This window comes from Bradyrhizobium sp. WSM1253 (assembly GCF_000244935.1).
Classification (GTDB): domain Bacteria; phylum Pseudomonadota; class Alphaproteobacteria; order Rhizobiales; family Xanthobacteraceae; genus Bradyrhizobium; species Bradyrhizobium canariense.
In genome coordinates, this window is record NZ_JH600073.1 from 5182634 (window position 1) to 5189686 (window position 7053).

General features: G+C 65.8%; 5 protein-coding genes and 1 pseudogene. 5 read left to right on the forward strand and 1 reads right to left on the reverse strand.

Annotated features, from left to right (window positions below):
• Window positions 1-81: 81 nt before the first annotated feature.
• The 5 genes from cobS (at window position 82) to BRA1253DRAFT_RS25910 (ending at window position 6119) form a co-directional block, all read left to right on the forward strand.
• On the forward strand, window positions 82-1080 hold the full coding sequence (cobS, locus tag BRA1253DRAFT_RS25890; RefSeq protein WP_007599232.1) for a cobaltochelatase subunit CobS: 999 nt from the start codon (window positions 82-84) through the stop codon (window positions 1078-1080).
• Between the two features lie 145 nt (window positions 1081-1225).
• Window positions 1226-3130 carry a cobaltochelatase subunit CobT gene (gene cobT / locus BRA1253DRAFT_RS25895; protein ID WP_007599234.1) on the forward strand — a complete coding sequence of 635 codons (1905 nt, stop codon included), beginning with the start codon at window positions 1226-1228 and terminating at the stop codon, window positions 3128-3130.
• On the forward strand, window positions 3127-4200 hold the full coding sequence (locus BRA1253DRAFT_RS25900; protein WP_007599235.1) for an esterase-like activity of phytase family protein: 1074 nt from the start codon (window positions 3127-3129) through the stop codon (window positions 4198-4200). Before cobT ends, BRA1253DRAFT_RS25900 begins: the two co-directional genes overlap by 4 nt.
• A gap of 118 nt (window positions 4201-4318) precedes the next feature.
• Window positions 4319-5431: an NADH:flavin oxidoreductase/NADH oxidase gene (locus BRA1253DRAFT_RS25905; RefSeq protein ID WP_035993952.1), complete on the forward strand. Its 1113-nt coding sequence runs from the start codon at window positions 4319-4321 to the stop codon at window positions 5429-5431.
• A 277-nt stretch (window positions 5432-5708) separates the two neighbouring features.
• On the forward strand, window positions 5709-6119 hold the full coding sequence (locus BRA1253DRAFT_RS25910; protein WP_007599237.1) for a hypothetical protein: 411 nt from the start codon (window positions 5709-5711) through the stop codon (window positions 6117-6119).
• Between the two features lie 143 nt (window positions 6120-6262).
• Here BRA1253DRAFT_RS25910 and BRA1253DRAFT_RS25915 read toward each other — a convergent pair.
• Window positions 6263-7053, reverse strand: a pseudogene (locus tag BRA1253DRAFT_RS25915) (IS5/IS1182 family transposase); the annotation flags it as partial.

The following is a 7053-nucleotide window of genomic DNA, read 5'->3' on the forward strand; positions in this document are numbered from 1 at the left end:
TCTGATAGGTTCGCGATCGCACCCAGCCGCAGCCAACGTGCAATAACTGGTCTCGGGATCGCCCGGGACCTCGGAGGATTGATGACGACCGCCGCGATGTCCAAAGTTGAGGAAGTTTCCGGTTTGCCCGACATGAAGGTGTCGGTGCGCCAGGTGTTCGGGATCGACAGCGATCTCGAAGTCCCCGCTTATTCCGAAGTCGATCCTCACGTCCCCGAAGTCGATTCCGATTACCGCTTCGATCGCGCCACCACGCTCGCCATTCTCGCCGGCTTCGCCCACAACCGCCGCGTCATGGTCACGGGCTATCACGGCACCGGCAAATCCACCCATATCGAGCAGGTCGCCGCGCGACTGAACTGGCCCTGCGTGCGCGTCAACCTCGACAGCCACATCAGCCGTATCGACCTCGTCGGCAAGGACTCGATCGTGGTCCGCGACGGCAAGCAGGTCACCGAATTCCGCGACGGCATCCTGCCCTGGGCGCTCCAGCATAACGTCGCCCTGGTGTTCGACGAATACGACGCCGGCCGCCCGGACGTGATGTTCGTGATCCAGCGCGTGCTGGAAGTCTCCGGCCGGCTGACGCTGCTCGACCAGAACAAGGTGATCAAGCCGCACCCGGCATTCCGCATGTTCTCGACCGCCAACACCGTCGGCCTCGGCGACACCTCGGGCCTCTATCACGGCACCCAGCAGATCAACCAGGGCCAGATGGACCGCTGGTCGATCGTCACCACGCTGAACTACCTCAGCCATGACGAGGAAGTGGAGATCGTGCTGGCCAAGGCCAAGCACTATCGCACCACGGAGGGCCGCGACATCGTCAACAAGATGGTTCGCCTCGCCGATCTCACCCGCAACGCTTTCGCCAATGGCGATCTGTCGACGGTGATGAGCCCGCGCACGGTGATCACCTGGGCGGAAAACGCCGACATCTTTAGCGACATCGGTTTTGCGTTCCGGGTCACCTTCCTCAACAAGTGCGACGAGCTCGAACGTCCTCTCGTCGCCGAGTTCTACCAGCGCTGCTTCAACGCGGAGCTGCCGGAATCGGCGGTGAACGTGGCGCTCAGCTGATTTCACGCGATATGTCGTCCCGGCGAACGCCGGGACCCATACCGCGTGATGTCTCGAGTGAAGCGCCGCCGATAATTTCTCCTGACGCAATGATCGCCGGTGGTTATGGGTCCCGGCCTTCGCCGGGACGACGGGTAAGGGCGAGATGAGCACCACCTCCAACTCCAAATTCCGCAACACCAAGGAAGCTCCGACCGAGCCGTTCAAGCGCTCGGTGGCCTCCTGCCTGAAGGCGATCGCCAAGGCGCCCGAGCTCGACGTCAGCTTCGCCGCCGAGCGTCCCGGGCTCGCACCGGGCAAGGCGCGGCTGCCCGAACCCGCGCGAAAAATGACCAGGCGCGATGCCGCGATCGTGCGCGGCCATGCCGACTCGATCGCGCTCAAGCTCGCCTGTCACGATCCGAAGCTGCATCGCAAGCTGATGCCCGGCAATCCGCAGGCGCGCGGCGTGTTCGAGGCGGTGGAGCAGGCCCGTGTCGAGGCGATCGGTGCGCGGCGCATGGCGGGCGTTGCGAAGAACCTCACCGCGATGCTCGACGACCATTTCCATCGCGGCAAGTTCGACGAGATCACCGATCGCGCCGACGCGCCGCTCGCCGACGCGCTGGCGATGCTGGTGCGCGAACGCCTGACCGGCATGGCGCCGCCGACGGCCGCCAAGAAGATGGTCGATCTCTGGCGTCCCATCCTCGAAGACAAGATCGGCAGGCGGCTCGATCGGCTCGATACCGTGGTCGAGGACCAGACCAGGTTCGGCGATGCCGTGCATGATCTCCTGACGGCGCTCGAGATCGGCGACGAGCGCAGCGCCGACAGCGAAGACAATGACGAGAACGACGAGAACCAGGACGGCGACAACGATCAGTCCGGCGCCGAGGGCTCGCCCGATTCCGACGCCGCGCAGGAGATGAGCGCTGATCAAGCCCAGGCGTCGAGCGAGGAGATGAGCGAGAGCGCGATGGAAAGCGCGCAGGCCTCGACCTCCGACACCTTCGACGACGGCGAACTCGGCGACGACGAGACGCCGGGCGAGGCGACGCGACCGAATTCGCACGGCAAGAACGAGCCGCGCGGGCCGGAATATCACGCCTTCGCGCCGAAGTTCGATGAGATCATCGCCGCCGAAGACCTCTGCGACCATGACGAGCTGGAGCGCCTGCGCGCCTATCTCGACAAGCAGCTCGCACATCTGCAGGGCATCGTCGCCCGTCTCGCCAACCGCCTCCAGCGGCGCTTGATGGCGCAGCAGAACCGCGCCTGGGAGTTCGATCTCGAAGAGGGCATCCTGGACCCCGCGCGCCTGTCCCGCGTGGTGACCGATCCCTATCACCCGCTGTCCTTCATGCACGAGAAGGAGGCGACGTTCCGCGACACCGTGGTGACGCTGCTCTTAGACAATTCCGGTTCGATGCGCGGCAGGCCGATCACGGTCGCGGCGACCTGCGCCGACATCCTCGCCCGCACGCTGGAGCGTTGCGGCGTCAAGGTCGAGATTCTCGGCTTCACCACGCGCGCCTGGAAGGGTGGCCAATCGCGCGAGGCGTGGCTTGCCGCCGGCAAGCCGGCCAGTCCCGGCCGCCTCAACGATCTCCGCCACATCATCTACAAGTCGGCCGATGCCCCGTGGCGTCGTGCGCGAAAGAATCTCGGCCTGATGATGCGCGAGGGGCTGCTGAAGGAGAACATCGACGGCGAGGCGCTCGACTGGGCGCACAAGCGCCTGCTCGGCCGGCCCGAGCAGCGCAAGATCCTGATGATGATCTCGGACGGCGCGCCGGTCGACGATTCCACGCTGTCGGTCAATCCCGGCAACTACCTCGAGCGGCACCTGCGCCACATCATCGAGGAGATCGAGACCCGCTCGCCGGTCGAGCTGATCGCGATCGGCATCGGCCATGACGTGACGCGCTATTACCGCCGCGCGGTGACGATCGTGGACGCCGAAGAGCTCGGCGGCGCCATCACCGAAAAACTCGCCGAACTCTTCAGCGAGACCAACACCGCGCCCACGCAGCCGGCCAACCGCCCGCGACGCAAATTGCATTCGTGAGCAAGCATCGATCCCGCCGCAGCTTTATCGGCCACGCGGCGGCGGGATTTTCCACTCTCGCACTGTCTCGTCTGGCGCAGGCACAGCCCGCGCCGAAGCCGGCGCTCATCGAGCACGCCGTCGCCGCGCCCGTTGGCATCGAGGTCAACGCGCGGCCGATTCCCAATTTCGAGCCGCGCGACCGCGCGCGCACGCGGTTCGGTTCGCTGGACTATCGCGGCGGCCTGGTGCTGACCTCGCCGCATCGCGGCTTCGGCGGCCTGTCCGGCTTCCGCTTCCTCGACACCAAAGGCGAGCGCTTTCTCGCGATCTCCGACCAGGGCACCTGGTTCACCGGTCGCATCCGCTATTCCGGGCGGAGCATGACCGGTCTCGACGACGTCGAGGCTGCGCCGGTGCTCAATGCGGAGGGGCGGCCGATCACGGAGAAGCGGCTGTGGTACGACACCGAATCGCTCGCGCGCGACGGCGACTTCGTCTATGTGGGGCTCGAGCGCGTCAACCAGATCATGCGGTTCGATTTTTCGAAGGGCGGCACGCGCGCCCGCGGCGAGGTGCTGCCGACGCCGCCGGCAGTGCGGAAGTTGCCCTATAATAAAGGGCTCGAGGCGCTGGTGTTTGTCCCCAAGGACATACCAAAGGGGCAGCCGCTCGCGGGCACCTTGATCGCGCTGTCGGAGGGCGGCTTCGATGCCGACGGCAATCTGATCGGATTCTTGCTCGGCGGCCCGACGCCCGGCCAGTTCAGCATTCGCCGCACCGAGCAGCAGCTGATCAGCGATGCGGTGCTGCTGCCCTCGAGCGACCTCCTGATCCTCGAACGCAAATTTTCCTGGTTCACCGGCGTCGATATCCGCATCCGCGCGATCCCCCTGAAATCGATCGCGCCGGGCGCATTGGTCGACGGCCCCGTGCTGTTCAAGGCCGATCTCGGCCACGAGATCGACAACATGGAAGGCATCGACGCCCACGTCACGCCTGACGGCGAGACCGTGCTGACGCTGGTGTCCGACGACAATTTCTCGATGCTCCAGCGCACCCTGCTGCTGCAGTTCGCGCTGGTGGAGTAGGGCGGCGCGGCCGCAATGCATGACGCTACGAGCCGCCATGCCCGCCGCGCGGCTGGCAATCGGCGCATCGCTCACTACACTCTGTCCAACTCCCCGCCCCATCCCGGAACTCCCCCGCATGAGCGTCCTGTTTTCCCCGATCAAGCTGCGCGGCCTGAATTTGAAGAACCGCGTCGTGGTGTCGCCGATGTGTCAATATTCGGCCGAGGACGGCGTTCCCACCGACTGGCACTTCACCCACATCAACAATCTCAGCCTGTCGGGCGCGGCGATGTTCTGCATCGAGGCGACCCATGTCGAGGCGATCGGCCGCATCACACCGGGCTGCCTCGGGCTCTACAGCGATGCCGCCGAGGCCGCGCTGAAGCAGATCCTCACCTCGGTGCGGAAACATTCCTCGACCGCGGTCGCAATGCAGCTCGCGCATGCGGGCCGCAAAGCCTCGAGCGCGCGGCCCTGGGACGGCGGCCAGCTGATCCCGCAGGACCAGGGCGGCTGGCAGACCGTGGCGCCGTCAGCGCTGCCGCACAAGGAGGGCGAAGCCGCGCCGCTGGCGCTCGACGCCGCCGGCCTCAAGCGCATTCGCGATGCCTTCGTCGAGTCGGCGAAGCGCGCCGATCGCATCGGCATCGACGCGATCGAGCTGCACGGCGCGCACGGCTATCTCCTGCATCAGTTCCTGTCGCCGATCTCGAACAAACGCACCGACGAATATGGCGGCTCGCTCGAAAACCGCATGCGCTTCCCGCTGGAGGTCTATGACGCGGTGCGCGCGGCATTCCCGCACGACAAGCCGGTCGGGATGCGGGTGTCGTCGACCGACTGGGTCGAGGGCGGCTGGGACCTGGCGCAGACGATTGAGTTCGCCAAGGTGCTGAAGGCGCGCGGCGTCGACTGGATCGATGCCTCCTCCGGCGGCGTCTCGCCGCTGCAGAAGATCGCGCTCGGCCCCGGCTATCAGGTGCAGTTCGCAGAGGCGATCAAGCGCGAGACGGGTTTGCCCACCATCGCCGTCGGCCTGATCACGGAGCCGAAGCAGGCCGAAGAGATCGTCGCATCCGGCAAGGCCGACATGGTCGCGCTCGCCCGCGGCATGCTCTACGACCCCCGCTGGGGCTGGCACGCCGCAGCGGATCTCGGCGGCGAGGTCGAAGCCCCCCCGCAATACTGGCGCTCGCAGCCCTCGACGCAGAAGGCGCTGTTCGGCAAGACCAATTTCGGGGCGCGGTGAGGGGGGCGAATGTGGCGCGACGACCGCGCCGCAAACTCGTCATTGCGAGGAGCCCTTGCGACGAAGCAATCCAGACTGCGTCCGCGGAAAGAGCCTGGATTGCTTCGCTGCGCTCGCAATGACGGTCGGGGAGGCATGCGCCCACGCAAAGGTCGCCGCGCTTGCGTCCTTTGGTCCTAAACCATCCCACCTCACGCATCCGTAAACCCTCTCACCTTCCACCTCCGCCAAATCTGGCCTAACCTCGCGTGCGTCCAACGCCTCGCGGAGGCCTGCCATGCGGTTTCGTATCCGGAAAGCTGCCCACGTCATCGAGCGCGTGGGGCTTGCGATGGCGGGCGCGGCGTGCGGGCTGTTCGTCGGCGCTTACGTGGGATCCGCTATACCCGCGCTCACCACGGAAGGCTTCCTGCTGCTGATGATGGTGCTGGGCTTCGTCGGCTTCTATCTCGGCATCGACACACCGCAACTGCCTTTCGACGAGGCCCACGGCGACATCGACGCCGCGGAACTGTTGAGCTCCGCCGGCACGCTCTGCGCCACATTCACTGCGCTCGCCTCCGTCGCCATCATCGTGCTCCGCCTCGAACCGCATATTGCGTGGAGCTGGTTCGCCCTGTTCGGCTGGATCGCCGGCGTCGCGATGCAGATCGTCGCGGGGGCAAAGGCGCGGATGCGGAAGTCGTGAATTTGTTGTGTTGGGAGAGATCGCGCCGCAAGCACAGTGCGTTCCCTCCCCCCTTGTGGGGGAGGGCTAGGGAGAGGGGTAGCCACACGGCGTGCTCTGTCGAATGAAGCGAGACTCTGTTGCCGTCACTTCGCAGTCGTCCGTTAAGAAGCCGAATTGAGCGGGGCCGGACAGGCGGGCGTGCGCCAGAGCTGGATCAGGAACAGGCACAAGAGTTCTCTGAGCCAGGCGAGGATGCGGCGGAAGTTGTGGCCGACGGCTGAGAGGATGACGTTGGCCGCATCGCCGGCGCGGCCTTTGAGGTAGCAGCGGCCGAGGTGGCCATCGGTCTTCAGGTGTCCGATGATGGGTTCGATGGCGGAGCGGCGGCGCAGCTCGCGCTTGATGACACCGAAGACGCCGCGCTTCTGGCCAGAGATGAAGACACGGCGCGGGTTCTTTGTGTCATGGCCGCGGTATCCCTTGTCGACATAGGCCCGCTCGATCGCACAGCCGGTGAGTGTCTCGGTGCGGTCGATGACGTCCCGCAATGTGTGACCGTCGTACGGGTTATCGGGCAGCGACCTGGCGTGCAGCACGAACAGGCCACCGGGAGCACGGCGGTTGTTGGTGACGATAGAGGCTTTGACACCGAACTCGTAAGGCGCGGCTGCTTTGCCCTTGCCGATGCACTCCACCTCCGGGGCGTGGAAGGAATAGAGCTTCCAGCCGCGCTGGCGCTGCTGCTGCGAGCGGATCTGCGAGGCTCGGCCGAGCGGGAGGGCGAAGGCGTTCTCGAGCACGGTCTGACCTTCGATCTTGCGGCGGATATCGCGAATGATCCGGCCCAGCCGGCTGCGCAGAATGCGCAACTGCCGCTGATGCCGCTTGAATTGCTTGGCATGAGCGTAGCGCCCCGCATCATTGCCGCGGTCCTGGCAATGCGAAGATAGGA

Bases quoted from the DNA above. Each gene is read 5' to 3' on its own strand.
- cobS (WP_007599232.1), top strand. From the start codon at position 82: ATGACGACCGCCGCGATGTCCAAAGTTGAGGAAGTTTCCGGTTTGCCC.
- cobT (WP_007599234.1), top strand. From the start codon at position 1,226: ATGAGCACCACCTCCAACTCCAAATTCCGCAACACCAAGGAAGCTCCG.
- BRA1253DRAFT_RS25905 (WP_035993952.1), top strand. From the start codon at position 4,319: ATGAGCGTCCTGTTTTCCCCGATCAAGCTGCGCGGCCTGAATTTGAAG.
- BRA1253DRAFT_RS25910 (WP_007599237.1), top strand. From the start codon at position 5,709: ATGCGGTTTCGTATCCGGAAAGCTGCCCACGTCATCGAGCGCGTGGGG.